The sequence below is a fragment of the Geobacillus sp. E263 genome (assembly GCF_007197795.1).
Classification (GTDB): Bacteria; Bacillota; Bacilli; order Bacillales; family Anoxybacillaceae; genus Parageobacillus_B; species Parageobacillus_B toebii.
The window spans coordinates 2,294,046-2,317,785 of the sequence record NZ_CP041632.1 but is presented as its reverse complement, the minus strand read 5'-3'; the positions used below and the strand labels follow the sequence as shown (position 1 = coordinate 2,317,785).

Annotated in this window: 27 protein-coding genes; all 27 read left to right on the top strand. The window is 42.6% G+C overall.

Annotated elements, in window-relative coordinates:
- Nucleotides 1-3: 3 nt before the first annotated feature.
- The 27 genes from ffh to fliH all read left to right on the top strand — a co-directional run bounded on the left by ffh (nt 4) and on the right by fliH (nt 23,730).
- The gene (ffh, locus tag FNL97_RS11860; protein ID WP_015863420.1) at nt 4-1,344 is read left to right on the top strand and encodes a signal recognition particle protein; all 1,341 of its coding nucleotides are present in this window, start codon (nt 4-6) and stop codon (nt 1,342-1,344) included.
- A gap of 94 nt (nt 1,345-1,438) precedes the next feature.
- The gene (rpsP, locus tag FNL97_RS11855; RefSeq protein ID WP_015863421.1) at nt 1,439-1,711 is read left to right on the top strand and encodes a 30S ribosomal protein S16; all 273 of its coding nucleotides are present in this window, start codon (nt 1,439-1,441) and stop codon (nt 1,709-1,711) included.
- Nucleotides 1,712-1,725: 14 nt separating this feature from the next.
- On the top strand, nt 1,726-1,962 hold the full coding sequence (locus tag FNL97_RS11850) for a KH domain-containing protein (RefSeq protein WP_041269849.1): 237 nt from the start codon (nt 1,726-1,728) through the stop codon (nt 1,960-1,962).
- Nucleotides 1,963-2,014: 52 nt separating this feature from the next.
- Entirely contained in the window at nt 2,015-2,401 is a 387-nt protein-coding gene (locus tag FNL97_RS11845) for a YlqD family protein (RefSeq protein ID WP_062678233.1), read from the top strand.
- Between the two features lie 14 nt (nt 2,402-2,415).
- Nucleotides 2,416-2,934 carry a ribosome maturation factor RimM gene (rimM, locus tag FNL97_RS11840; RefSeq protein WP_015863424.1) on the top strand — a complete coding sequence of 173 codons (519 nt, stop codon included), beginning with the start codon at nt 2,416-2,418 and terminating at the stop codon, nt 2,932-2,934.
- A complete protein-coding gene (trmD, locus tag FNL97_RS11835; protein ID WP_162839690.1) occupies nt 2,934-3,668 on the top strand; it encodes a tRNA (guanosine(37)-N1)-methyltransferase TrmD in 735 nt (244 codons plus the stop codon). The genes rimM and trmD overlap by 1 nt, the downstream gene beginning before the upstream one ends.
- A gap of 137 nt (nt 3,669-3,805) precedes the next feature.
- Nucleotides 3,806-4,153, top strand: coding sequence for a 50S ribosomal protein L19 (gene rplS / locus FNL97_RS11830; protein ID WP_041269613.1), 348 nt, complete (start codon nt 3,806-3,808; stop codon nt 4,151-4,153).
- 102 nt (nt 4,154-4,255) lie between these two features.
- Nucleotides 4,256-4,807: a signal peptidase I gene (gene lepB / locus FNL97_RS11825; RefSeq protein WP_143416326.1), complete on the top strand. Its 552-nt coding sequence runs from the start codon at nt 4,256-4,258 to the stop codon at nt 4,805-4,807.
- Between the two features lie 13 nt (nt 4,808-4,820).
- Nucleotides 4,821-5,672 (top strand): ribosome biogenesis GTPase YlqF, encoded by an 852-nt coding sequence (ylqF, locus tag FNL97_RS11820; RefSeq protein WP_015863428.1) that lies wholly within the window; start codon nt 4,821-4,823, stop codon nt 5,670-5,672.
- Between the two features lie 83 nt (nt 5,673-5,755).
- The gene (gene rnhB / locus FNL97_RS11815) at nt 5,756-6,589 is read left to right on the top strand and encodes a ribonuclease HII (protein ID WP_081188597.1); all 834 of its coding nucleotides are present in this window, start codon (nt 5,756-5,758) and stop codon (nt 6,587-6,589) included.
- Complete coding sequence (locus tag FNL97_RS11810; RefSeq protein WP_205729469.1) at nt 6,546-8,120, top strand: hypothetical protein; 1,575 nt, start codon at nt 6,546-6,548, stop codon at nt 8,118-8,120. Before rnhB ends, FNL97_RS11810 begins: the two co-directional genes overlap by 44 nt.
- Entirely contained in the window at nt 8,117-8,389 is a 273-nt protein-coding gene (locus FNL97_RS11805; protein WP_015863431.1) for an EscU/YscU/HrcU family type III secretion system export apparatus switch protein, read from the top strand. The genes FNL97_RS11810 and FNL97_RS11805 overlap by 4 nt, the downstream gene beginning before the upstream one ends.
- 141 nt (nt 8,390-8,530) lie before the next feature.
- A complete protein-coding gene (sucC, locus tag FNL97_RS11800; RefSeq protein ID WP_143415849.1) occupies nt 8,531-9,691 on the top strand; it encodes an ADP-forming succinate--CoA ligase subunit beta in 1,161 nt (386 codons plus the stop codon).
- A gap of 17 nt (nt 9,692-9,708) precedes the next feature.
- On the top strand, nt 9,709-10,611 hold the full coding sequence (gene sucD, locus FNL97_RS11795; protein WP_015863433.1) for a succinate--CoA ligase subunit alpha: 903 nt from the start codon (nt 9,709-9,711) through the stop codon (nt 10,609-10,611).
- Between the two features lie 131 nt (nt 10,612-10,742).
- The gene (gene dprA, locus FNL97_RS11790) at nt 10,743-11,627 is read left to right on the top strand and encodes a DNA-processing protein DprA (RefSeq protein WP_143416324.1); all 885 of its coding nucleotides are present in this window, start codon (nt 10,743-10,745) and stop codon (nt 11,625-11,627) included.
- A gap of 100 nt (nt 11,628-11,727) precedes the next feature.
- Nucleotides 11,728-13,803: a type I DNA topoisomerase gene (gene topA, locus FNL97_RS11785; RefSeq protein ID WP_015863435.1), complete on the top strand. Its 2,076-nt coding sequence runs from the start codon at nt 11,728-11,730 to the stop codon at nt 13,801-13,803.
- Between the two features lie 18 nt (nt 13,804-13,821).
- Nucleotides 13,822-15,144, top strand: coding sequence for an FADH(2)-oxidizing methylenetetrahydrofolate--tRNA-(uracil(54)-C(5))-methyltransferase TrmFO (trmFO, locus tag FNL97_RS11780; protein WP_143415848.1), 1,323 nt, complete (start codon nt 13,822-13,824; stop codon nt 15,142-15,144).
- Between the two features lie 39 nt (nt 15,145-15,183).
- Nucleotides 15,184-16,086 (top strand): tyrosine recombinase XerC, encoded by a 903-nt coding sequence (gene xerC, locus FNL97_RS11775; protein ID WP_015863437.1) that lies wholly within the window; start codon nt 15,184-15,186, stop codon nt 16,084-16,086.
- Between the two features lie 33 nt (nt 16,087-16,119).
- Nucleotides 16,120-16,662 carry an ATP-dependent protease subunit HslV gene (hslV, locus tag FNL97_RS11770; RefSeq protein ID WP_015863438.1) on the top strand — a complete coding sequence of 181 codons (543 nt, stop codon included), beginning with the start codon at nt 16,120-16,122 and terminating at the stop codon, nt 16,660-16,662.
- 19 nt (nt 16,663-16,681) lie between these two features.
- Entirely contained in the window at nt 16,682-18,079 is a 1,398-nt protein-coding gene (hslU, locus tag FNL97_RS11765) for an ATP-dependent protease ATPase subunit HslU (protein ID WP_062678229.1), read from the top strand.
- 28 nt (nt 18,080-18,107) lie between these two features.
- On the top strand, nt 18,108-18,887 hold the full coding sequence (gene codY / locus FNL97_RS11760) for a GTP-sensing pleiotropic transcriptional regulator CodY (RefSeq protein WP_143415847.1): 780 nt from the start codon (nt 18,108-18,110) through the stop codon (nt 18,885-18,887).
- A 253-nt stretch (nt 18,888-19,140) separates the two neighbouring features.
- The gene (gene flgB / locus FNL97_RS11755; RefSeq protein ID WP_143415846.1) at nt 19,141-19,533 is read left to right on the top strand and encodes a flagellar basal body rod protein FlgB; all 393 of its coding nucleotides are present in this window, start codon (nt 19,141-19,143) and stop codon (nt 19,531-19,533) included.
- Between the two features lie 2 nt (nt 19,534-19,535).
- Complete coding sequence (gene flgC, locus FNL97_RS11750) at nt 19,536-19,988, top strand: flagellar basal body rod protein FlgC (RefSeq protein WP_062753402.1); 453 nt, start codon at nt 19,536-19,538, stop codon at nt 19,986-19,988.
- A gap of 22 nt (nt 19,989-20,010) precedes the next feature.
- Nucleotides 20,011-20,310 (top strand): flagellar hook-basal body complex protein FliE, encoded by a 300-nt coding sequence (gene fliE, locus FNL97_RS11745; protein WP_041269615.1) that lies wholly within the window; start codon nt 20,011-20,013, stop codon nt 20,308-20,310.
- A gap of 32 nt (nt 20,311-20,342) precedes the next feature.
- Nucleotides 20,343-21,926: a flagellar basal-body MS-ring/collar protein FliF gene (gene fliF / locus FNL97_RS11740; protein ID WP_143415845.1), complete on the top strand. Its 1,584-nt coding sequence runs from the start codon at nt 20,343-20,345 to the stop codon at nt 21,924-21,926.
- 12 nt (nt 21,927-21,938) lie between these two features.
- Nucleotides 21,939-22,958, top strand: coding sequence for a flagellar motor switch protein FliG (gene fliG, locus FNL97_RS11735; RefSeq protein ID WP_015863445.1), 1,020 nt, complete (start codon nt 21,939-21,941; stop codon nt 22,956-22,958).
- Nucleotides 22,942-23,730 carry a flagellar assembly protein FliH gene (fliH, locus tag FNL97_RS11730; protein WP_015863446.1) on the top strand — a complete coding sequence of 263 codons (789 nt, stop codon included), beginning with the start codon at nt 22,942-22,944 and terminating at the stop codon, nt 23,728-23,730. The genes fliG and fliH overlap by 17 nt, the downstream gene beginning before the upstream one ends.
- Nucleotides 23,731-23,740: the final 10 nt, after the last annotated feature.

Genomic DNA, 23,740 nt, shown 5'->3' with positions numbered 1-23,740 from the left:
CAGATGGCGTTTGAAGGATTATCCGAACGTTTGCAAAACGTGATGAACAAAATCCGCGGCAAAGGAAAAGTAACGGAAGCGGATGTTAAGGAAATGATGCGTGAAGTTCGCCTTGCCCTTCTTGAAGCGGACGTCAACTTTAAAGTTGTCAAAGACTTTGTCAAGCGGGTCAGCGAACGCGCGGTTGGGCAGGAAGTGTTAAAAAGCTTAACGCCGGGACAGCAAGTCATTAAAGTCGTCAAAGAAGAGCTGACCGAACTGATGGGCGGCGAACAAAGCAAAATTGCGGTTGCCAGCCGTCCGCCGACCGTCATTATGATGGTTGGATTGCAAGGCGCCGGAAAAACGACGACGACGGGGAAATTAGCGAACTTGCTGCGGAAACGATATAATCGCAAACCACTGTTAGCCGCGGCGGACATTTATCGTCCAGCGGCGATTAAACAGCTTGAAACGCTTGGAAAACAACTGAATATGCCCGTTTTTTCCTTGGGCGATCAAGTCAGCCCTGTGGAAATTGCTAAGCAAGCCATCGAAAAAGCAAAAGAAGAGCATTACGACTATGTGCTCATCGACACGGCCGGACGTCTCCATATTGACGAAACATTGATGGATGAATTAAAGCAAATGAAAGAAGTAGCGAAGCCAGATGAAATTTTCCTCGTTGTCGACGCGATGACGGGGCAAGATGCGGTAAATGTCGCGCAAAGCTTTCATGAACAGCTTGGCATCACCGGCGTTATTTTAACGAAGCTTGACGGCGACACGCGCGGCGGGGCGGCGCTTTCGATTCGAGCGGTTACGAACACCCCGATTAAATTCGTCGGGATGGGTGAAAAGCTCGACGCGCTCGAGCCGTTTCATCCGGAGCGCATGGCTTCGCGCATTCTAGGAATGGGTGATGTGCTTACACTTATTGAAAAAGCGCAGGCCGCTGTCGATGAAGAAAAAGCCAAAGAGCTCGAACAAAAAATGCGCACTGCTACGTTTACACTTGAAGATTTCTTAGAGCAGCTTGGGCAAGTGCGTAAACTCGGCCCCCTTGATGAAATTTTAAAAATGCTTCCGGGTGCGAATAAAATAAAAGGGTTGAACAACTTACAAATTGATGAAAAACAAATTAGCCGCGTTGAAGCGATTATTCGCTCGATGACAAAAGAAGAAAAAATGCATCCGGAAATTATTAATGGAAGCCGGAAAAAGCGGATTGCAAAAGGAAGCGGTACATCCGTGCAAGAGGTAAACCGGCTTTTAAAACAGTTTGAAGAAATGAAAAAGATGATGAAAATGATGACGAATATGCCAAAAGGAAAGAAAAGAGGGTTTAAATTCCCGTTTATGTAGAGAATGATGTGTTAAGAAAAAACACTTTACAAACTACGTAATTATTGTTAATATACTATCTTGTGTGAACTATTTACGGAGGTGCTAAAATAACATGGCAGTAAGAATTCGTTTAAAACGCATGGGTGCGAAGAAAAAACCTTTCTATCGTATCGTTGTTGCGGACTCTCGTTCTCCGCGTGACGGACGTTTCATCGAAACAATTGGTACGTATAATCCGATTACAGAACCAGCAGAAATCAAAATCGACGAGGAACTTGCGCTTAAATGGCTGCAAAACGGCGCAAAACCGTCGGATACGGTCCGCAACCTGTTATCCAAACAAGGCATTTTAGAGAAGTTCCATAACTTAAAATACGGCAAATAATGTCTGTGGTGTACATGAAACAATTAATTGAAACGATCGTACAAGCGCTTGTCGATCATCCCGAAGAGGTTTTCGTGACAAACATCGAGGATGAACGGACAATCATTTATGAGGTGTCAGTGCACGAAGAAGATATCGGCAAAGTGATTGGAAAGCAAGGTCGTACGATTCATGCGATTCGCACGGTCGTGTACGCTGCAGCAGTAAAGCAGCCAAAACGTGTGATCGTGCAAGTAAAAGAAAAAGGGTGAGGGTGATTTTCCTCTCCCTTTTTCTATATTTATTTCCGTTAGGAGTGACATTATGAAAATTATTCAAACGATAGAAGTGCGGCAAATCGTAACGGAAAAGAGCAAACAAGCGCTTCGTGAGGCATTTTTAGCCCAAAAACAACAACTCATGCGGGAATGTGATCAGCTTCGTTTCGAACAGAAACGGCTCGAAAAAACAGGAAAATATTCTTCTTCCCTTCTAAAGCAGCACTTTGCAAAAGAAATGGATGCAAGGCTGGAAAAGATCAAACTTCTTGATTTTCAGCTGGAACAATTACATATCCTACCGTTAGGAAGCGAATTAAAAGAGCGGGAAGTACAAGCGCTCATTGACGTAGAGGTCGGTGACAAGTGGGAAAATGTCATTTCCAAACGTGCCATTATTATTGAAGATGGAATCGTCAAAGAAATTCGCTAGAAGGGGTGAATGGAATGGAAAAGTGGTTTAATGTCGGAAAAATTGTGAATACGCATGGGATTCGTGGCGAAGTACGAGTTATTTCCCGCACTGATTTTCCAGAGGAACGTTATAAAAAAGGAAATACGTTATATATTTTTATGGAGAAATCGAAAGAACCAGTCGCAGTAACCGTCAAAAGCCATCGTGTTCATAAATCATTTGATTTGCTTGCGTTTGAAGGATATGACAACATTAATCTTGTCGAGAAGTTTAAAGGGGCGATGTTGAAGGTGCCGGAGAGCCAGCTTGGCGAGTTAGATGAAGGAGAATATTATTTCCATGAAATTATTGGCTGTACGGTCGTTACAGAAGAAGGGGAAACGATCGGAACCGTGAAAGAAATTTTAACTCCGGGCGCCAACGATGTATGGGTGGTAAAACGGGATAACGGAAAAGAAGTGCTTATTCCATATATAGAAGACGTTGTAAAAAATGTCGATGTAGAAACGAAAACCATTACCATTCGCCCAATGGAAGGGCTGCTCGAATGATGAGAATCGATATATTAACATTATTTCCGAACATGTTTACTGGAGTTTTTAATGAGTCGATTTTGAAAAAGGCACAAGAGAAAAAGGCGGTTTCGCTTAATGTGATCAATTTTCGCGATTTCGCGGATAACAAGCATAAAACAGTGGATGATTATCCATACGGCGGCGGAGCGGGAATGGTGTTAAAGCCGCAGCCGATTTTTGACGCAGTTGCCTATGTGACAAAGTATTCCGAACATCCACGCATCATTTTGCTTTGCCCGCAAGGTGAACGCTACACGCAAAAAAAAGCGGAAGAACTGGCGAAAGAGGACCATTTAGTGCTTATTTGCGGCCATTACGAAGGCTATGATGAACGAATTCGCGAATATTTAGTGACCGATGAAATCTCGATTGGGGATTATGTATTAACAGGCGGGGAATTAGGAGCAATGGTGATCGTCGATAGCGTTGTCCGGCTGCTTCCGGGTGTGCTTGGCAACGAAGCTTCCCCTGTTCATGACTCGTTTAGTTCCGGCTTGCTCGAACACCCACATTACACGCGTCCTGCCGATTTCCGCGGCATGAAAGTTCCAGAAGTACTTTTGTCGGGAAATCATCGCCTCATCGAAGAATGGCGTGAAAAACAATCGTTAAAACGAACGTTTTTGCGCCGACCGGATTTACTAGAAAATTATCCATTAACAGAAAAGCAAAAACGATGGATCGAAGAGTGGAAAAAAGAAGAGCGGTAACTATTGCGCATGATGCAAGTTTATGCTAGTATATTCTTTGTGTGACTTAAGTGATTTGCTTAAGTGAGGAAAACGATGTTCCGCTGCAATGATGGATAAGCATTGTCATGAACATCTGTTGGAAGGAGTGGAAAATGATGCATCATTTAATCCAAGAAATTACGAAAGAGCAATTGCGGACAGATTTACCAGATTTCCGTCCTGGTGACACGGTGCGCGTTCATGTGAAAGTCATCGAAGGAAACCGTGAACGTATCCAAGTGTTTGAAGGCGTTGTAATTAAACGCCGCGGTGCTGGTATTAGCGAAACATTCACCGTCCGCAAAGTATCTTACGGTGTTGGTGTAGAGCGTACTTTCCCAGTGCATACACCGAAAATCGCGAAGTTAGAAGTTGTTCGCCGCGGTAAAGTACGCCGTGCGAAATTGTATTATTTACGTCAACTTCGTGGTAAAGCAGCACGCATTAAAGAAATCGTTCGATAATGAACATTATGAATGGAGAAAAAGGAGCTTGATGGCAAGCTCCTTTTTTCACTACCCGTAATTGTGTCATAATAGATAAAAAATCATTTAGGTGGGAGAATGATGGAAAAGAAAAGAAGCGAACTGCGGGAATGGTTAAAAGCGATTGTGATTGCCGTTTTGCTCACGGGCGGCATTCGTTATTTTATTTTCGCGCCGATTATTGTCGACGGCCAGTCAATGATGCCAACCCTGCACAATCACGACCGTATGATTGTCAATAAGCTCTCTTATAAAATCGGTACGCCTCATCGTTTTGACATTGTTGTTTTTCATGCCGAAGAGGGAAAAGACTATATTAAGCGGGTGATCGGTTTGCCGGGCGACCATATTGAATACAAAAACGATACGCTATATGTAAACGGAAAGCCGTACGAGGAACCGTACCTAGAAGAATATAAAAAACAAGTGGTCGATGGTCCATGGACCGAACCGTTTACTTTAGAGGAACTTACCGGCCGAAAAACCGTACCGGAAGGCCATCTGTTTGTGATGGGCGATAACCGCCGTTTTAGCAAAGATAGCCGTCACATTGGATTTATACCAATGGATAAAGTTGTCGGAAAAGCCAATATTGTGTATTGGCCGCTTTCTGATGCACGCATTGTGAAATAATAAGCAATAGGTGATGCATATGACGATTCAATGGTTTCCCGGCCATATGGCGAAAGCAAAACGGGAAGTACAAGAAAAATTAAAATTAATCGATATCGTGTTCGAATTGCTCGATGCCCGCATTCCGCTGTCATCGAGAAATCCGATGATTCATGAAATTCTCGGCAACAAGCCGCGTATCGTTTTACTAAATAAAGCGGATATGGCTGATGAGACGGTGACGGAGCAATGGATTGCCTATTTCGAACGGCAGCAGTTGCATGCGTTGGCGATCGATGCGCAAACAGGCACAGGAATTAGGCAAATTGTATCGGCAGCAAAGGAAATGTTGAAAGACAAATTTGCGAAAATGGCGGCGAAAGGAATAAAAAATCCTCGACCGATGCGCGCGCTCATTGTTGGAATTCCGAATGTTGGAAAATCTACGCTAATTAATCGTCTTGCTGGAAGGAATATTGCAAAAACAGGGGATAAACCGGGGGTCACGAAAGCGCAGCAATGGATTAAAGTCGGCAAAGAAATGGAGCTTCTTGATACACCAGGTATTTTATGGCCGAAATTTGAGGATGAGGAAGTTGGTCTGAAGCTTGCCACAACCGGGGCCATTAAAGATACGATTTTAAATTTGCAAGATGTTGCTGTATATGCGTTAAATTTTTTAAAACAGCATTATCCAGAACGATTAAAAGAGCGGTATTCTCTTGATGATATTCCTGGAGAAATTGTGGCATTGTTTGATGCAATTGGCAAACGGCGCGGCTGTCTTGTCAGCGGGGGTGCCGTTGACTATGATAAAGTATCCGAAATTGTGCTTCACGATATTCGTACGGAAAAATTAGGAAGATTGAGTTTTGAAACTCCATAAAAGCCCGCTAAATGAATCGGGCTTTATTTTTTTTATTGCAATGCCGATAAAATGTATAGAGAAAGAAGAGAGGGACAGGAGAAATGAATAAATATACTGTAAAAGAAATACAAGCTCTATTACAGCAAATCGATGATGAGAATGCTCCCTTGTTTAAAGAGATTGTTCAAGATGAGCGAAAAAGCGTACAAAAGCTCGTTGCTCGCTGGTATAAACAGAAAAAACAAGAAGAACAAGCAAAAAGACAATGGCAGGAAATGTCGCGCTATGAGCGGCAGTTGTTTGAACAAGGAATCGAGTATATAGCTGGCATCGATGAAGCGGGACGAGGGCCGCTTGCTGGTCCAGTTGTTGCCGCGGCCGTCATGCTGCCGAAAGATGCGTACATTCCGGGATTAAATGACTCGAAAAAGCTATCGGAAGCAAAGCGGGAAATGTTATTTCATATGATTCAATCCTGTGCGATTTCGATTGGCATTGGCGTCGTCACAGCTGCGGAAATTGATGAAATGAACATCTATGAAGCAACAAAAAAAGCGATGATCAAAGCGGTCGAACAGCTTTCACCGAAACCGGATTATTTATTAATTGATGCAATGACACTGCCTATATCAACACCGCAACAAAGCATTGTAAAAGGCGATGCAAATAGCGTTTCGATTGCGGCTAGTTCCATCATTGCAAAAGTGACGCGCGACCATTTTATGAAACAGCTCGCAAAGCAATATCCACAATATGGATTTGAAAAAAATATGGGATATGGCACTGCCCAGCATTTAGAAGCGATTCGCGTATACGGTACCATTGATGAACACCGTTGTTCTTTTTCTCCAATTAAAGAAATGATAGAAATGAAGAAAGAAGGAAAGGAATATGATCAAACGCATCGACAAAGCATTGCCGGTTTTTCCAGCTAGCGATGCAACGCACGGCCGCTTTCGCCATGGACAAGTTGTCTATGGAAAAATTGAGAGCATACAAGGAGAAGCTGAAAAGATCGCTCATGTGCGCGTCGGGGATGAAATGGTAACTGCAAGATTACGCGCTTCTTTACAAGCGGGAAATTATTATTTATTCGAAGTAAAAGCCGAAAATGACAATATATATTGGAAAATAATAGATGGAGAGAGAGGGCTCTCTTTCAACATCGATGAAGCGGCGCAGCATCTTATTCAAAAATGGAAATTGCCGCGTGATGCGCATTCTTTTCTTCGCTTTGTATTACAAGAAAAAATACCGGTTGCGAAAGAAGAAATGAGTAAAATCGTTCAATGGACAGAGCAATTAGAAGATAAGGAACAAGGATGGGAAACGCTTCGCTATATGTTTGCCCGTCGTTTTCCGGTGACGAAAGATGTTTTCTTTTCATTGCTTGCGGTAAAAACCAATCCCCCGCTTTTTCAGCAGCTGCAATATACGGAAAAACTGCTGGCGTCTTTGCCAACGGAACAGCAAAAAGATTCATTGCAAGCGTTGCATCGCTATTTACAGCACATTGCAACCGATCGAAAAAACGCCTATGACATTCTTTCCAATTTACTTCAATCATTACAACAACCTGAACAAAAGATTGCGCAACAATTATTGAACAAGTTAGGTTTACCGTTACACAACATAGATTCTGATCAATTAAAAAAATTCCAAACTGCCATTAGGAATGGCGACTTCCAAGAAATACAGCAGCATTTACAGCTGTTATTTCCAGGATTTGAAGAACAGCAATTTCTTAAACATTTTCAAACGCTTTATGTATCCTATGAGAACGGTTTTCTCTCCAATGAGGAACAACAGCTTTTTTCTGCTATTTTAACAAGATCGGATAATGATATTGCTTTATCGATTTTTCATCTATTAAAAGAGTCGTTTCAGAAGCTTGGGCTTCAGTATGAAGCAAATATACGCCGAGCGCTGGAAACAAAAACGCTTGCCATGACGACGCTAACGTCTTTAAAATCCCTTCTTTTGCAGGCGTTAGAAAACGCGCATGAACCGGTATTGAAAGAAACGTTACAGACGCTTCTTTATCATATTACTGGTCAGCAACTATTATCCCAAGGCGAAGGACCGTTGCAACATGTATTTATGCAAATTCCGATTCAGATTGGAGAACAACGGACGGATGTAGCGATTCATTGGCAAGGAAAAAGACAAAAAGATGGGAAAATCGACCCAGACTATTGTCATATCGTTTTTTGCTTACTTTTGGACAAATTAAAAGAAACGGTTGTCGACGTGCGCGTGCAACAACGTATTGTTCACATTTCCATTTTCAATGATCATCCCCATTTACTCCGCATTGCCAATGAGTTTCAACCTATGCTGAAAGAACGGCTAGAGGCGCATGGATATACGTTATCCGCTTTGAAAATCGAAACATCTAAACAAAAGAAAATGCCCATTGATATCGTATTTCAACAACGTTATAACGGGGTGGATTACCGTATATGAAAAACAAAGAAAAACAAGCGGTGGCCCTTTCCTATGATTCGAATGTACATGAAGCTCCGGTAGTGGTTGCCAAAGGAAAAGGGCATGTAGCGGAAGCGATCATCGATGCCGCAAAACAACACGGGATTCCTATACAAGAAGATCCGTCTCTCGTCCAATTATTGAGTGAACTGGAAATAAACGAAACAATCCCTGAAGATTTGTACTATCTTGTTGCTGAATTGTTTGCGTTTATTTATCGTTTAGACAAACATGTAAAAAAAGAATAGATCCCCTTGTATCAAAGGATTGAAAGGGTTTTCCCTTTTGAAATTTTTTAATTTTGTGTCGAAAAGGTGGACAATATAGAAAGTATCATTATAAAATGAAAGCGCTAGAACTTTTTAGTTTTATACATAGGAGGTTGGCGCATGAATATCCATGAATATCAAGCAAAAGAAATCCTCAGAAATTATGGCGTTAGCGTACCAAACGGCCGCGTAGCGTTCACTGTTGAGGAAGCGGTAGAGGCGGCGAAAGAATTAGGAAGCCCTGTTTGCGTTGTAAAAGCGCAAATTCATGCCGGCGGGCGCGGAAAAGCCGGAGGGGTAAAAGTAGCAAAAAGTTTAGATGAAGTTCGTACATATGCGAGCGAACTGCTAGGAAAAGTGCTTGTTACTCATCAAACAGGTCCGGAAGGAAAAGAAGTAAAACGCTTACTTATTGAAGAAGGCTGCGACATTAAGAAAGAATATTACATTGGTCTCGTTGTGGATCGCGCAACTTCTCGCGTTGTGTTGATGGGTTCAGAAGAAGGCGGTACCGAAATCGAAGAAGTAGCAGCAAAAACACCAGAGAAAATTTTTAAAGAATATATCGACCCAGCGGTGGGATTACAAGCGTTTCAAGCACGTCGTTTAGCGTTTAACATCAACATTCCAAAAGAGCTTGTCAATCAGGCAGTCAAGTTTATGATGGGGCTTTATCAAGTGTTTGTTGACAAAGACTGCTCGATCGCGGAAATCAACCCGCTTGTTGTCACTGGCGACGGCAAAGTAATGGCGCTTGATGCGAAATTAAACTTTGACTCGAACGCTTTATATCGCCATAAAGACATTTTAGAATACCGCGATTTAGATGAGGAAGATCCGAAAGAAGTTGAAGCATCCAAATATGATTTAAACTATATCGCCCTTGACGGTAATATCGGTTGCATGGTCAACGGCGCCGGCCTTGCAATGGCAACGATGGATATCATCAAATATTACGGCGGCGAACCAGCAAACTTCTTGGATGTCGGCGGCGGCGCAACCGCGGAAAAAGTAACGGAAGCGTTTAAAATTATTCTTTCCGACCCGAACGTCAAAGGCATTTTCGTCAATATTTTCGGCGGCATCATGAAATGCGACGTGATCGCTAGCGGCATTATCGAGGCGACAAAACAAGTCGGCCTTAATCTTCCGCTTGTTGTCCGTCTCGAAGGAACAAATGTCGAACTAGGGAAAAAGATTTTGCAAGAATCGGGTCTAAACATTACCGCTGCTGATTCGATGGCAGACGGCGCACAAAAAATCGTGGAGCTAGTACGTTAAGAAAGTGAGGGAGAAACGTGAGCATTTTTATTAATAAAGACACAAAAGTGATCGTACAAGGGATTACGGGTTCACAAGGATTATTCCATACAAAACAAATGCTCGAGTACGGAACAAAAATTGTAGGCGGTGTCACGCCAGGAAAAGGCGGTACAGAAGTCGAAGGAGTACCAGTGTTTGATACTGTTTCCGAAGCGGTAGAAAAAACAGGAGCAAACGCTTCTGTCATTTACGTTCCGCCAGCATTTGCCGCAGACGCGATTATGGAAGCGGTCGATGCAGAATTAGACCTTGTCGTTTGTATTACGGAAGGTATTCCTGTCCTTGATATGGTGAAAGTAAAACGCTACATGGAAGGCAAGAAAACTCGTCTCATCGGACCAAACTGTCCTGGCGTCATTACGCCGGAAGAATGTAAAATCGGCATTATGCCAGGCTACATTCATAAAAAAGGCCATGTCGGCATTGTTTCCCGCTCTGGTACTTTAACGTACGAAGCGGTTCATCAATTGACGCAAGCGGGCATCGGCCAATCGACAGCGGTCGGAATCGGCGGCGATCCGGTCAATGGCACAAACTTCATTGATGTATTAAAAGCGTTTAACGAAGATGAAGAAACGTATGCCGTTATTATGATTGGGGAAATCGGCGGCACCGCGGAAGAAGAAGCGGCAGAATGGGTAAAAGCGAACATGAAAAAACCGGTCGTTGGCTTTATCGGCGGCCAAACAGCACCTCCAGGAAAACGGATGGGACATGCTGGCGCAATTATTTCCGGCGGTAAAGGAACGGCAGCAGAAAAAATTAAGAAAATGAACGAATGCGGCATTAAAGTGGCAGAAACACCTGCAGTAATTGGCGAAACATTAATTTCCGTTTTGAAGGAACAAGGCCTTTACGAAAAATGCAAAACTCATTAAAATACATCGTCCCGCATCGTTTTTCAGGCGGGACGATTTTTTATTGGGTATTGGCAAATTCTATCATCGTTATGGCAGATTCATGATCGGAACCGTGCAAAAACAGACAAAGGGATAGAAAGGAAGATATGATGTATTCATCCGTTCGTGAGCGCCTTATTCATCTTCACCACTGCCGCGGGGCAGGCTGGAAAACGATCCATCGCTTATTGGAAATCGATCCGACCTTTTCCTCTGTATTTACCCTTCCATCTTCTGCATTGCGAACGCGTATTCCTTTATCCTCCCAACAATATACACAATTTTTCCAAGATTTACATTCCCCTCATATTGAAAGTATGATAAAAACATATAAGGACAAAAATATCCACGTCATCACAATTTTTGACGCAGACTATCCACCTTTGTTAAAACATATATACAAGCCCCCATGGGTGCTATATGCAAAAGGGAATATTCGTCTTTTGTCGTCATTTAAAATGATTAGTATTGTTGGGACGAGACAGCCGACAAAAGAAGGGATACAATCGTTGCGGCAACTAGTTCCGCCGCTGGTGGCGAACGATTGGGTAATCGTAAGCGGTCTTGCGGTAGGAATCGATACGTTAGCGCACGAAATGACAATTGAAAACGGTGGACATACAATCGCGATCATCGCAGGAGGATTTGAACATATATATCCAAGACAAAATAAAAGACTAGCAGACCAATTAATGGGCGGACACCTTATTTTATCGGAACATCCGCCGCATGTGCGGCCGCAAAAATGGCATTTTCCGCTGCGCAATCGGATTATCAGCGGAATATCGCTTGGAACGATCGTCGTACAAGCGAAAGAGAGAAGCGGCTCATTAATTACTGCTCTATTAGCGCTTGAGCAAGGAAGAGAGGTGTTTGCCGTTCCTGGTCCAATTTTTTTGGAACAATCAAAAGGGCCAAACATGTTAATACAGCAAGGAGCAAAATTAGTTCATTCGGCAACCGATATATTCGAGGAATTTTCCTACATTCGATAAAAGCAATGCAAGAATTTTTCATATCTTGTTTGACAAATATCATAAGAATCATTAATAATAATGAAGATTTTAAATTTACCTCGTTAGGGGAGGAAGTTTGATGTCAGACTATCTTGTCATCGTGGAATCGCCAGCGAAAGCGAAGACGATCGAACGATATTTAGGAAAAAAATATAAAGTAAAAGCTTCGATGGGACATGTTCGCGATCTGCCAAAAAGCCAAATGGGCGTTGATATAAATAACGGCTATGAGCCAAAGTATATTACGATTCGCGGTAAAGGGCCAATCATTAAAGAATTAAAAACAGCAGCGAAAAAAGCAAAAAAAGTGTTTCTTGCCGCGGACCCGGACCGCGAAGGAGAAGCGATTGCTTGGCATTTAGCCAATATGCTCGACCTTGATATTCATTCCGACTGCCGCGTTGTATTTAACGAGATTACGAAGGATGCGGTTAAAGAGTCATTTCAACATCCACGTCCGATCAATATGAATCTTGTTGACGCGCAGCAAGCGCGCCGAGTGTTGGACCGGCTGGTTGGATACAACATTAGCCCGCTTCTTTGGAAAAAGGTGAAGAAAGGATTGAGCGCGGGGCGTGTTCAATCTGTAGCGCTGCGTTTGATCATCGACCGCGAAAAAGAAATTAAACAATTTCAGCCGGAAGAGTATTGGACGATTCAAGCCGAATTTGTAAAAGGAAATGAAACGTTTACTGCTTCTTTTTACGGAGTGGATGGGCAAAAGCTTGAATTAAAAAAGGAAGCAGACGTTGCCGCGATTTTACAACGCATAAACGGCAACCACTTTACGGTGACATCGGTGGCAAAAAAGGAGCGGAAACGAAATCCAGTGCCGCCGTTTACGACGTCTTCCTTGCAGCAAGAAGCAGCGCGCAAGCTTAATTTTCGAACGAAGAAAACGATGATGATCGCCCAGCAGCTATATGAAGGAATCGATCTTGGCAGTGAAGGAACGGTCGGCTTAATTACCTATATGCGTACAGACTCGACAAGAGTATCAGAAAGCGCACGGCAAGAGGCACTATCTTATATAGAAGCGACGTTTGGAAAAGAATTTGTCGCACAAGAAAAGCGAAAAGAAAAGAAAAATGCCAATGCGCAAGATGCGCATGAAGCGATTCGTCCGACATCTGCATTTCGCGAGCCGGAAAAGGTAAAGCCATATTTAACCCGCGATCAATTTCGGTTGTATAAGTTAATTTGGGAACGTTTTATCGCAAGCCAAATGGCAGCCGCACTGTTAGATACGATGAGCATTGAACTTGAAAATGAAGGGGTGATCTTTCGAGCAAGCGGCTCGAAAGTAAAATTTCCTGGTTTTATGAAAGTATATGTAGAGGGAACGGATGACCAAACGGATGAACAAGATCGCCTTCTTCCGGATTTGCAGGAAGGGGAAACTGTTTTCAGCAAAGATATTGAACCAAAGCAGCATTTTACTCAGCCGCCTCCTCGCTATACGGAAGCGCGGCTTGTGAAAACGCTAGAAGAGCTTGGCATCGGCCGGCCGTCTACGTACGCGCCGACGCTTGATACGATTCAAAAACGAAACTATGTCGTGCTAGAAAATAAACGTTTTGTTCCAACAGAACTTGGAGAAATCGTGTTAGAACTAATGTTAGAGTTTTTCCCAGAAATCATTGACGTGGAGTTTACAGCGAAAATGGAGAAAAATTTGGATGAAATCGAGGAAGGAAAAGTAGAATGGGTGAAAGTGGTCGACGAATTTTACCAGGAATTTGAAAAGCGGCTGCAAACCGCGGAAAAGGAAATGAAAGAAGTCGAGATTAAAGACGAGCCGGCAGGAGTCGACTGCGAAGTGTGCGGAAGCCCAATGGTATATAAAATGGGGCGATTCGGCAAATTTGTCGCCTGCTCCAATTTCCCGGAATGCCGCAATACAAAGCCGATCGTTAAGGAAATCGGGGTAAAATGTCCGAAATGCCGCGAAGGAAATATTGTGGAGCGCAGCAGTAAGAAAAAGCGGATTTTTTATGGCTGCGACCGTTTTCCACAATGCGATTTCGTCTCGTGGGATAAACCGCTTGCCCGCCCTTGCCCGAAATGCGGCGGCTTGCTAGTGGAAAAGAAACTGAAAAAAGGCGTGCAAGTGCAATGTACGGCATGTGATTACGAAGAAGCACCACAATCTTGACAAATAAAGGAGGAATATATGGTGAACGAACGAACGGTAAATGTCATTGGCGCAGGTTTGGCAGGCAGTGAGGCGGCATGGCAGCTTGCCAACCACGGCATCCATGTCCGCCTTTACGAAATGAGACCGGTGAAGCAAACGCCTGCTCACCATACAGATAAATTTGCGGAACTTGTTTGCAGCAACTCGTTGCGTGCTAATTCATTAACAAATGCAGTCGGCGTATTAAAAGAAGAAATGCGCCGCTTGAATTCTGTCATTATGAAGGCAGCAGATGAATGCTCTGTTCCGGCGGGAAGTGCGCTTGCTGTAGACCGGCATGAGTTTGCCGCGCGTGTAACCAATCTTGTCCAAGGGCATCCGAATGTGACCGTTATTCGTGAAGAAGTGACAGAAATTCCGTCTGGCCCAACGATTATCGCAACAGGGCCATTAACGTCTAAAGCATTATCCGAGCGGCTAAAAGAGCTAACGGGAGAAGAATATTTATATTTTTACGATGCCGCTGCTCCAATCATCGAAAAAGAAAGCATTAATATGGATAAAGTATATGTCAAATCACGTTATGATAAAGGCGAAGCTGCGTATATCAACTGCCCGATGACAGAAGAAGAATTCGACCGCTTTTACGAAGCGCTCATTTCCGCAGAAACGGTTCCATTAAAAGAGTTTGAAAAAGAAATTTATTTTGAAGGCTGCATGCCGATTGAAGTAATGGCGCGGCGAGGGAAAAAGACGCTTCTATTTGGGCCGATGAAACCGGTTGGTTTGGAAGACCCGCGTACCGGAAAGCGTCCATACGCGGTTGTTCAGCTTCGGCAAGATGATGCGGCAGGTACGCTTTACAATATTGTCGGATTCCAGACACATTTGAAATGGGGCCCGCAAAAAGAAGTAATTCGCCTTATTCCGGGGCTAGAAAATGCAGAAATTGTCCGCTATGGCGTGATGCATCGCAATACGTTTATCAACTCGCCAAAATTATTGCGGCCAACGTATCAATATAAAGAACGTGACGATTTATTTTTTGCTGGACAAATGACCGGTGTCGAAGGGTATGTGGAATCAGCAGCATCGGGGCTTGTCGCAGGAATTAACGCAGCACGGCTTGTATTAGGGCAAGAACTTGTTGTTTTTCCGCGTGAAACAGCAATTGGCAGCATGGCGCATTACATTACGTCAACGAATCCAAATCATTTTCAGCCGATGAATGCTAATTTCGGTTTGTTTGCACCTCTAGAAGAAAAAATCAAAGATAAACAGCGCCGCAATGAACGATACGCGCAACGGGCATTGGATACAATTCAGAATTTTATTAAAAAAGATTGCAAGGGCTATTAATATATGTTAATATTTAGTAGCCTTTGTGAGGTGTGAAAAATGGAAAATTCGAAAATTGCGTTAAAATTGTTCATAGAATATTTACAAGTCGAGAAAAATTATTCACAATATACTATTGTGTGTTACCAACGAGATGTAGAGCAGTTTTTCGAGTTTATGAATGAACAAGGGATTCATCATCTGCATGAAGTAACGTATAATGATGTTCGTCTCTATTTGACGAAGCTGTATGAACAAAAACAGTCAAGCCGTTCCATTTCACGGAAAATTTCTAGTTTGCGAAGCTTCTATAAGTTTTTGCTGCGGGAAAAAAAGGTAAAAGAAAATCCGTTTGCGCTCGCTGCACTTCCGAAAAAAGAACAAAAAATTCCTAATTTTTTATATGAGCAGGAATTAGAAAAACTTTTTTATGTCAATGATGTTAATACAGCGATCGGCCAACGCAATCAAGCGATTCTTGAGCTTCTCTACGCGACGGGCGTCCGTGTTAGTGAATGTTGTCACATTCAACTTTCTGATATCGATTTTTCTGTTTCAACTATTTTGATTCATGGTAAAGGAAATAAACAGCGCTATGTCCCGTTTGGCCGTTTTGCCAAAGAAGCATTGGAGCGTTACATTCATCATGGACGGCGTGAGCTTTTGCAAAAAGCAAAAAGCGCTCATGCTTATTTGTTTGTCAACGCCCGCGGCAATCCGTTAACACCTCGGGGAGTGCGTTATATTTTGGATGAAATAGTAAAAAAAGCGGCGCTTACTCAAAATATTAGCCCACACGTGCTGAGACATACGTTTGCGACTCATTTATTAAATGAAGGGGCCGATATGCGTACAGTTCAAGAATTGCTTGGACATGCGCATCTTTCATCAACACAAGTGTATACCCATGTAACGAAAGACCGGCTGCGCCATATTTATTTACATACGCATCCGCGAGCATAACTCTGCCGCGAGCAAAAAGGAGGATGGATAGCGATGGAACAGTTCCACGCGACGACGATTTTTGCGATTCATCATAATGGAAAGGCTGCGATGGCAGGAGACGGTCAAGTAACGTTTGGCAATGCAGTGGTGATGAAACATACAGCGAAAAAAGTACGGAGATTATTTCAAGGAAAAGTGTTAGCAGGATTTGCCGGATCGGTCGCAGATGCGTTTACATTATTTGAGATGTTCGAAGGAAAGCTAGAAGAATTTAATGGGAACTTGCCGCGCGCCGCTGTGGAATTAGCAAAAGAATGGCGCAGCGATAAAGTATTGCGGCGCTTAGAGGCAATGCTAATCGTGATGGATGAACGCCATTTGCTTCTCGTATCAGGAACTGGTGAAGTCATTGAACCGGATGACGGAATATTAGCGATCGGTTCTGGCGGAAATTACGCGCTAGCGGCAGGACGTGCATTAAAACAATACGCAGGAGATCAGCTATCGGCCAAAGAGATTGCCAAAGCGGCGCTAGAAATAGCCGCAAATATTTGTGTGTATACGAATGACCATATTATTGTGGAAGAACTATAAAAAGAGAGGAGGGACAGCGGTGTCAGAAGCATTAACGCCTCGGCAAATTGTCGAAAAGCTTGATCAATTTATCGTTGGGCAAAAGGAAGCGAAGAAAGCAGTTGCGATTGCGCTAAGAAATCGTTATCGCCGCAGTTTGCTTGATGAAAAATTACGGGATGAAGTTGTCCCGAAAAATATTTTAATGATCGGTCCGACAGGGGTCGGAAAAACGGAAATCGCCAGACGGTTGGCGAAGTTGGTTGGCGCTCCGTTTGTCAAAGTGGAGGCAACAAAGTTTACGGAAGTTGGATATGTCGGCCGCGATGTCGAATCGATGGTGCGCGATCTTGTGGAAACGTCCGTTCGATTAGTAAAAGAACGGAAAATGAACGAAGTGAAAGATCGCGCTGAACAGCAAGCGAATAAACGGCTTGTTGAGTTATTAGTGCCGGGAAAGCAAAAACAAACGATGAAAAACCCTCTTGAACTATTATTCGGTGGAGCGCAAACATCGCAGCAAGATACATATCAAACGTATGAAGACGATCACATCGAACAAAAACGGAGACAAGTCGCTTGGCAGCTGGCGAACGGTCAGCTGGAAGATGAAATGGTGACAATCGAAGTAGAAGAACAACAGCCGATGTTTTTTGACTTTTTGCAAGGGGCCGGCATTGAGCAAATGGGAATGAATATGCAAGACGCGCTAAGCAGCCTCATTCCGAAGCGCCGCAAAAAACGCAAATTAAAAGTAAGAGAAGCACGTAAAGTGCTTACGAATGAGGAAGCACAGAAGTTAATCGACATGGATGAAGTAACACAGGAAGCAATACGTCTTGCAGAACAGTCTGGCATCATTTTTATCGATGAAATCGATAAAATTGCGCGCAGCGGGCAAGCCGCTTCTTCAGCGGATGTATCGAGAGAAGGAGTGCAACGCGACATTTTGCCAATTGTTGAAGGCTCCACCGTTATGACGAAATACGGCCCTGTTAAGACAGATCATATATTGTTTATCGCTGCCGGAGCATTTCATATGGCAAAACCGTCCGACTTAATCCCGGAGTTGCAAGGCCGGTTTCCGATTCGTGTCGAGCTAACGAAACTTTCAGTTGACGATTTCGTAAAAATATTAGTAGAGCCTGATAATGCTCTTATTAAACAATATAAGGCGCTTCTTGCGACGGAAGGTATAAATCTTGAATTTTCTGACGATGCTATTCGTAAGATTGCCGAAGTCGCCTTTGAAGTGAATCAGACAACCGATAATATCGGAGCAAGACGCCTTCATACGATCATGGAAAAGCTGCTTGAAGATTTATTGTTTGAAGCTCCGGATATTACGCTAGATAAAGTAGTCATTACACCTCAGTATGTCGAACAAAAACTAGGCAACATTGTCAAAAACAAAGATTTAAGTGAATTCATTTTGTAACAAATTAAATGAGGAGGAGAATGAACATATGAATTTATTACAAAAAACAAGAAAGATTAACGCAATGCTGCAAAAAGCAGCGGGAAAACCGGTAAACTTTAAAGAAATGGCAGAAACGCTTTGCGAAGTAATTGAAGCAAACGTATTCGTTGTGAGCCGTCGCGGTAAATTGCTCGGTTTTGCGATTAAACAATCGATTGAAAATGAGAGAATGAAAAAAATGTTAGAAGAACGTCAATTTCCAGAAGAATATACGAAAAAATTATTTAACATCACAGAAACGTCCCCTAACATTGATATTAATAGCGAATATACAGCATTTCCAGTGGAAAATCGCGACTTATTTAAAACTGGTTTGACGACGATTGTTCCGATCAACGGTGGCGGCGAGCGGCTCGGAACACTTATTTTATCGCGATTGGATCGTGAATTTAATGATGATGATCTTATTCTAGCAGAGTATGGCGCAACCGTTGTCGGCATGGAAATTTTGCGTGAGAAAGCGGAGGAAATTGAAGAAGAAGCACGCAGCAAAGCGGTCGTACAAATGGCAATCAGCTCGCTTTCTTATAGCGAACTAGAAGCGATCGAACATATTTTTGAAGAGTTGGAAGGTACAGAAGGGTTGCTTGTCGCAAGCAAAATTGCTGACCGTGTCGGCATTACTCGTTCCGTTATCGTGAATGCCCTTCGTAAACTAGAAAGCGCTGGAGTGATTGAATCACGTTCGCTTGGTATGAAGGGAACATATATTAAAGTGTTAAATGATAAGTTTTTAACAGAACTAGAGAAATTAAAATCCAGTTAATAAAATAAGAAAACTGGCTTAAAAGCAGACTTGCTTTTAGGCCGGTTTTTTATATGTCAAAACTTTGTTTGGCCAGCGATTTTAGTACATTTACAATAATATAAAAACGACAGACATAGACAAATTTCGTCTTTTTTTTCTATTTAGGATGAAAAAAATAGTACAATCTTCCGGCTATACAATATTTTTTCATTCTCGTAAAATGAATATTAGCATATATTGTCGAAAAAATAGGATAAAAGAGGGGATACCTTTGTCACTGTTTTCGCGTACGTTTATGATGCTAGAGCAAGGGCTGGATTATGCGTCATTAAGGGAAAAAGTGATTGCAAACAATATCGCCAATGTAGACACGCCCAATTATAAGGCAAAAGAAGTGCGGTTTCGGGCAGAACTAAACCGAGCGCTTCAACCGCTAGAAGCAAAGCGAACAAATCCGAAGCATCTTCCGTTTACCCGTCCAATGACAAACAAATTTCTCGTGACGTCAAGGACCAATGTAGTATACAATCATAATGGAAATAATGTCGATATTGATCAAGAAATGTCACATTTGGCAGAAAATCAAATTTATTACAACGCTTTAGTCGAGCAATTGAACGGAAAGTTCACAACGTTAAAAACGGTCATTAAGGGAGGAAAATAATTATGTCTATTTTTCAAAGTTTAGATATAACAGCGTCTGCGCTTACGGCTCAACGGTTACGCATGGATGTAATTTCCTCCAATATGGCTAATGTCGACACGACTCACGCTCGATTGGTTAATGGACAATGGGAACCGTATCGACGCAAATTCGTTGTGATGGAACCGCGTCAAGAAGGATTTTCTACATATTTGCAAGCTGCGATGAATAGCCGCTCATCTGTTGGTAACGGAGTGAAAGTAACAAAAATTATGGAGGATCAAACTCCTTTTAAACTCGTTTACGATCCTTCTCATCCTGACGCAGACCCTAACGGATATGTTCGCCTTCCTAACGTTGATCCGTTAAAAGAAATGGTCGATTTAATGAGTGCAACACGGTCATATGAAGCAAATGTAACGGTTTTTAATGCGACGAAGGGAATGTTAATGAAAGCATTAGAAATCGGAAAGTAAAAAAATAAAGGGGATATAGATGATGATACAAGGAATTCATCGCTCTTTGTTTTCAGAGGCGACAAACGTTGCTTCACAAGCGACAAAACCAGCTGATGCGCAAAAGGCGTTTTCCACTTTTTTGAAAGATGCGCTGAATAAAGTGAATGACGAGCAATTGCAAGCTTCCCAATTAACAGAGAAGCTTGTAAAAGGGGAAAACGTTGATTTACACAAGGTGATGATCGCTTCGCAAAAAGCGAGCATTTCCTTACAACTTACATTAGAAGTGCGCAACAAAGTGATTGAGGCATATCAAGAAATGATGAGAATGCAAATATAGCATATGGATTGTGAAATAATCGGGGGAATAGTATGAGCAACAAATTAAAAGAATGGCTGAGCCGATTCACCTTATTTTGGAAAGAGAGAACAAAAAAACAAAAATGGATCGCCATTGCCAGCCTCGCTCTTTTCTTGCTTATAACCGGCGTAGCTATATATTTTGCGACAAGAACAGAGTTTGCGCCGTTATATAGCAACTTAACGCCACAGGAAGCGGGGCAAATTAAAGCAACGCTCGACCAGCGGGGAATCAAATCGGAAGTAGCGGATAACGGCACCACGATTAAAGTGCCAAAAGAGTTAGTAAACTCGTTAAAAGTTGATTTAGCGGCAGAAGGAATTCCAAACAGCGGCACCATTGATTATTCTTATTTTGGAAAAAATGCAAGCTTCGGAATGACGGATAACGAGTTTAATGTTGTCAAACTCGAAGCAATGCAAAATGAGCTGGCAAATTTAATTAAAAGCATCGATGGTGTAGAAGACGCAAAAGTAATGATTAATCTTCCACAGCCGAGCGTGTTTGCTTCCGATGACCAAGGCGAGGCATCGGCTTCGATCGTGTTAAAAACAAAACCGGGATATCAATTTAGCGATCAGCAAATTAGGGCGTTGTACCATCTTGTTTCTAAAAGTGTTCCTAACCTTCCTACAGATAATATCGTCATTATGAATCAGTTTTTTGAGTATTTTGATTTGAAAAATAACGAAAATTTTTCGACAGGCACAACGTTTGCCACACAGCAAGAAATTAAAAAACAAATTGAACGGGATATTCAACGGCAAGTACAGCAAATGTTAGGAACAATGATGGGGCAGGATAAAGTCGTTGTATCCGTAACGGCTGATGTGGACTTTACGCAGGAAAACCGGGAAGAAAACCTTGTTGCTCCGGTTGATGAAAAAAATAACGAAGGCATTGCCGTCAGCGTGCAACGTATTAAAGAGACATACTCTGGGAAAGGCGCGCAGCCGGGCGGCGTGGCCGGTACGGGAGAAAACGAAGTGCCAAGCTATCAGGCTGGAGCAAGCGAGACAAATGGAGATTATGAGCGAACCGAGGAAACGATTAATAACGAAGTGAATAAGATCAAAAAACATATCGTCGAAAGTCCATATAAAATTCGTGATTTAGGCATTCAAGTAATGGTTGAGCCGCCAAATCCGAAAAATCCAAACTCTTTGCCACAGCAAACGATCGACGATATTCAAAAAATATTAGGAACGATTGTCAGAACATCGATTAATAAGCAAGATGGCCAAACATTAACCGATCAGGATATTCAAAATCGCATCGTTGTTTCTGTTCAGAAATTTAACGGAAAACCAACATTTACGGAACCAAAACAGACGATTCCAATGTGGGTATACATCGTCGGTGGAATTGGCCTTGTTCTTCTTATTGCATTGCTCATCTTATTGTGGCGCAGACGTAAAGAGGAAGAAGAGGAAGAAGAGGAAGATATTCTGGAGCCTATGGTTCAAGAAATTCCAGATATCCATGAAGAGAACGAAACGGAATCGACGATGCGCCGTAAGCAACTAGAAAAATTAGCGAAAGAAAAGCCAGACGAATTTGCAAAGCTGTTGCGAACATGGCTATCGGAAGAGTAGGAGGAACGGAAAATGGCAAAGCGCGACAAAAAAGGAGGGTTAACAGGGAGACAAAAAGCAGCGATCCTTCTCATTTCCCTTGGTCCAGATGTGTCCGCCTCCGTTTATAAACATTTGTCAGAAGAAGAAATTGAAAAACTAACGTTAGAAATTTCGAATATGCGGCAAGTGACAGCAGACGCAAAGGAAGAAGTGCTGGAAGAATTTCATCAAATTGCACTGGCACAAGATTATATTGCACAAGGCGGGATCGCTTATGCAAAAGAAGTGCTGGAAAAGGCGCTCGGTCCGGAAAAAGCGATGAATATTATTAACCGGTTAACGTCCGCCTTGATGGTGCGGCCGTTTGATTTCGCCCGTAAAGCGGATCCAACGCAACTATTAAATTTTATTCAAAACGAACATCCACAAACGATTGCCCTTATTCTTTCTTATCTTGAACCGGCGCAAGCAGGACAAATTTTATCGGCACTGCCGCAAGAAATGCAGGCGGATATTGCGCGACGCATCGCGTTAATGGATAGCACATCTCCTGACATTATTAATGAAGTGGAGCAAATTTTAGAACGAAAACTATCGACAACGGTTGTGCAAGATTATACACAAGCCGGCGGCATCGAAGCGGTAGTGGAAGTGTTAAATCAGGTGGACCGCAGCACAGAACGGACGATTCTCGATGCCCTTGAAATTCAAGATCCTGAACTTGCCGAAGAAATTAAGAAACGAATGTTTGTCTTTGAAGATATCGTCACTCTTGATAATCGCGCAATCCAGCGCGTGATTCGTGAAGTGGATAACAATGATTTAATGCTAGCGCTCAAAGTGGCAAGCGATGAAGTAAAAGAGATTGTGTTTCGCAACATGTCCACGCGCATGGCAGAGACATTTAAGGAAGAAATGGAATTTATGGGTCCTGTCCGTTTACGTGATGTTGAAGAAGCGCAGTCACGGATTGTCGCAGTGATTCGCCGCCTGGAAGAAGCAGGGGAAATTGTGATTGCACGCGGTGGGGGAGATGATATTATTGTCTAACGTCATTAAAGCTCCTTTTACAAAAACAAATCGTACTGCTAAAAAAACGATTGAAATTAAACGACTTTTTCTCGAACAGCAAAATATAACAGAAAAACAGCAAGAAAATCACGAAATGATGATGGAACATGCCAAGTATGAGGCAGAACAAATCAGACGGGAAGCAGAACAATATTATGAATCTATTCGGCAGCAATTGTTGAAAGAACAAGAAGCCTGGCATATAGAAAAGGAGCAGCTTATCCAATTAGCGCGTGAAGAAGGATATCAAGACGGATTTCATCAAGGAAAAGAAGAAGCGCTGCATCGTTATCGCGAGCTGATTGAACAGGCGAGACAAATTACAGAAAAAGCAAATGTTCAATTTTATGAACAAATCAATGCATCCGCAGAAACGATCCTCCGCATTGGAATGAAAGTAGCAGAGCGTATTATCGGTGAAAAATTAGCGGAAAATCACGACTATTTTTTATCACTAGTAAAGCGGGCGATTAAAGAAGTTCGGGAACAAACGGAAGTAACGATTTACGTCCATCCGCTTTCTTATGAAACGGTCGTGCAACAAAAAGAAGAATTAAAAGCGTTATTTCACCATGAAGCGGATGTGTTCATTCATCCAGATTTGCAGCTTGCGGAATATAGCTGCATCATTGAAACCCCGTTCGGACGCATCGATGCAAGCGTTGATACACAGCTTGAGCAAATAAAAGAGAAGCTGTTCGAACGAATGAAGGAGGGGGTATCCACTGAATTGGCAAGCTCTGCTCGATGAAATCGACGAG

Coding starts and splice junctions, on each gene's coding strand:
- ffh (WP_015863420.1), top strand. CDS start 4: ATGGCGTTTGAAGGATTATCCGAACGTTTGCAAAACGTGATGAACAAA.
- rpsP (WP_015863421.1), top strand. CDS start 1,439: ATGGCAGTAAGAATTCGTTTAAAACGCATGGGTGCGAAGAAAAAACCT.
- FNL97_RS11850 (WP_041269849.1), top strand. CDS start 1,726: ATGAAACAATTAATTGAAACGATCGTACAAGCGCTTGTCGATCATCCC.
- FNL97_RS11845 (WP_062678233.1), top strand. CDS start 2,015: ATGAAAATTATTCAAACGATAGAAGTGCGGCAAATCGTAACGGAAAAG.
- rimM (WP_015863424.1), top strand. CDS start 2,416: ATGGAAAAGTGGTTTAATGTCGGAAAAATTGTGAATACGCATGGGATT.
- trmD (WP_162839690.1), top strand. CDS start 2,934: ATGAGAATCGATATATTAACATTATTTCCGAACATGTTTACTGGAGTT.
- rplS (WP_041269613.1), top strand. CDS start 3,806: ATGCATCATTTAATCCAAGAAATTACGAAAGAGCAATTGCGGACAGAT.
- lepB (WP_143416326.1), top strand. CDS start 4,256: ATGGAAAAGAAAAGAAGCGAACTGCGGGAATGGTTAAAAGCGATTGTG.
- ylqF (WP_015863428.1), top strand. CDS start 4,821: ATGCATATGACGATTCAATGGTTTCCCGGCCATATGGCGAAAGCAAAA.
- rnhB (WP_081188597.1), top strand. CDS start 5,756: ATGAATAAATATACTGTAAAAGAAATACAAGCTCTATTACAGCAAATC.
- FNL97_RS11810 (WP_205729469.1), top strand. CDS start 6,546: ATGATCAAACGCATCGACAAAGCATTGCCGGTTTTTCCAGCTAGCGAT.
- FNL97_RS11805 (WP_015863431.1), top strand. CDS start 8,117: ATGAAAAACAAAGAAAAACAAGCGGTGGCCCTTTCCTATGATTCGAAT.
- sucC (WP_143415849.1), top strand. CDS start 8,531: ATGAATATCCATGAATATCAAGCAAAAGAAATCCTCAGAAATTATGGC.
- dprA (WP_143416324.1), top strand. CDS start 10,743: ATGTATTCATCCGTTCGTGAGCGCCTTATTCATCTTCACCACTGCCGC.
- topA (WP_015863435.1), top strand. CDS start 11,728: ATGTCAGACTATCTTGTCATCGTGGAATCGCCAGCGAAAGCGAAGACG.
- trmFO (WP_143415848.1), top strand. CDS start 13,822: ATGGTGAACGAACGAACGGTAAATGTCATTGGCGCAGGTTTGGCAGGC.
- xerC (WP_015863437.1), top strand. CDS start 15,184: ATGGAAAATTCGAAAATTGCGTTAAAATTGTTCATAGAATATTTACAA.
- hslV (WP_015863438.1), top strand. CDS start 16,120: ATGGAACAGTTCCACGCGACGACGATTTTTGCGATTCATCATAATGGA.
- codY (WP_143415847.1), top strand. CDS start 18,108: ATGAATTTATTACAAAAAACAAGAAAGATTAACGCAATGCTGCAAAAA.
- flgC (WP_062753402.1), top strand. CDS start 19,536: ATGTCTATTTTTCAAAGTTTAGATATAACAGCGTCTGCGCTTACGGCT.
- fliE (WP_041269615.1), top strand. CDS start 20,011: ATGATACAAGGAATTCATCGCTCTTTGTTTTCAGAGGCGACAAACGTT.
- fliF (WP_143415845.1), top strand. CDS start 20,343: ATGAGCAACAAATTAAAAGAATGGCTGAGCCGATTCACCTTATTTTGG.
- fliG (WP_015863445.1), top strand. CDS start 21,939: ATGGCAAAGCGCGACAAAAAAGGAGGGTTAACAGGGAGACAAAAAGCA.
- fliH (WP_015863446.1), top strand. CDS start 22,942: ATGATATTATTGTCTAACGTCATTAAAGCTCCTTTTACAAAAACAAAT.